At 67.2% G+C, this 1,392-nt stretch carries 1 protein-coding gene; it reads left to right on the top strand.

Going from position 1 to position 1,392, the window contains the following annotated elements; translation table 11 throughout:
* Nucleotides 1-155 precede the first annotated feature (155 nt).
* Nucleotides 156-1,376: an ISAs1 family transposase gene (locus Acor_RS00070; RefSeq protein ID WP_246238313.1), complete on the top strand. Its 1,221-nt coding sequence runs from the start codon at nt 156-158 to the stop codon at nt 1,374-1,376.
* Nucleotides 1,377-1,392 lie beyond the last annotated feature (16 nt).

Below are 1,392 nucleotides of genomic sequence, written 5' to 3'. Positions count from 1 at the left end.
CAGGGCCGAAGGAGTTCTCGAATGTTGAGACGGCGGGATGAGTCGGTCCAGGTCACAGCTTGATCGCGTACGGTGTGGCGTAGGCCCGACATGCAACAAGGCCCCATAGAACGGCGGTTCTCACACCAAGCCGATCGACCGGAGCCTCGTTGTCCGTGCAGTGTGCCACGCCGCCTGTCCTGTCCGCCATCACCGCCATCGTCAGCGACGCTGACCAGCACGAACTCTCCTGCGATGGGGAGATCGTCGACATGGCAGACCTTCGTCAGGTGTGGGCGCATATCCCCGATCCTCGGGACCGACGCGGTCGCCGCCATTCGCTCGGGCTGCTCCTGGCCCTGGTCCAGGCCGCGATCGTGTCCGGCGCGACCTCGTATGCGGCAATCCGGCACTGGGTGGCCCGAGCACCCCGGGAGGTGCTGGCCCAACTCGGCGCCCGGCAAGACCGCCGCACCGGCCACTACCAGGCACCGCACCCCGACACCGTGTGCCGCACGATCGCCCAGGTCAACGCCGCCAGCGTGGACGCCGCCTACGCCGCCCACCGGGCCAGCCAACTGGCCGACCTCTACGACGACCCCGACGAGCTGATCCCGATGACCGTCGACGGTAAGACCCAGCGTGGCACCGCCCACGGCGAGGCTCCCGCCCGGCACCGGCTCGGCGCGCTCCTGGCCGAGGACGGCATCATGGTCGCCACTCTCGACGTCGGCACCAAGTCCAACGAGATCACGGCCTTCGCCCCGCTGCTGGACCAGATCCCGCACGTGAAGAACGTGGTGATCAGCGCGGACATGCTCCACTGCCAGCGCAAGCACGCCCACTACCTGCACCGGCGCGGAGCGTTCTACCTCTTCCCGGTCGGCGGCAACCAGCCGGGACTGTTTGACCAGCTCGACGCTCTGGCCTGGAAGGACACGCCGATCGAGTGGACGACCTACGACCGCGGCCACGGCCGCACCGAGATCCGAACCATCCAGGTCCGGCCCGCCCCGCCCGGCACCCGATTCCCTCACGTCAAGCAGGTCTTCCTGCTCGAACGCCACGTCTATGACCTGCACTGGAAGCCCCTGTCCAGCGTCGCCGTGCTGGGCGTCACCAACCTGACCGCCACGCATGCCGGCCCTCGCCGTCTGGCGGAGCTGGTGAGAGGCGAGTGGTCGATCGAAAATAAAGATCATTATGTCCGGGATGTCGCCCTTGGCGAGGACCGCTGCCGGGTACGAACCGCCTCCGCTCCGTCCATCCTGGCCACCATGAGAAGCTACGCGATCGGCGCGTTACGCCTGCTCAATCACACCAACATCGCCGAAGGCACCCGCTGGGCCCGAGACGACTTCATGCACCCACTGATCGCCCTCGGTCTCACGATGTGAGAACTCCTTCAGCCCT

This window comes from Acrocarpospora corrugata (assembly GCF_009687845.1).
In the GTDB taxonomy this organism is placed as follows: Bacteria; Actinomycetota; Actinomycetes; order Streptosporangiales; family Streptosporangiaceae; genus Acrocarpospora; species Acrocarpospora corrugata.
Note: the sequence above shows the minus strand (reverse complement) of the source record. Positions and strands in the feature narration are given on the sequence as shown.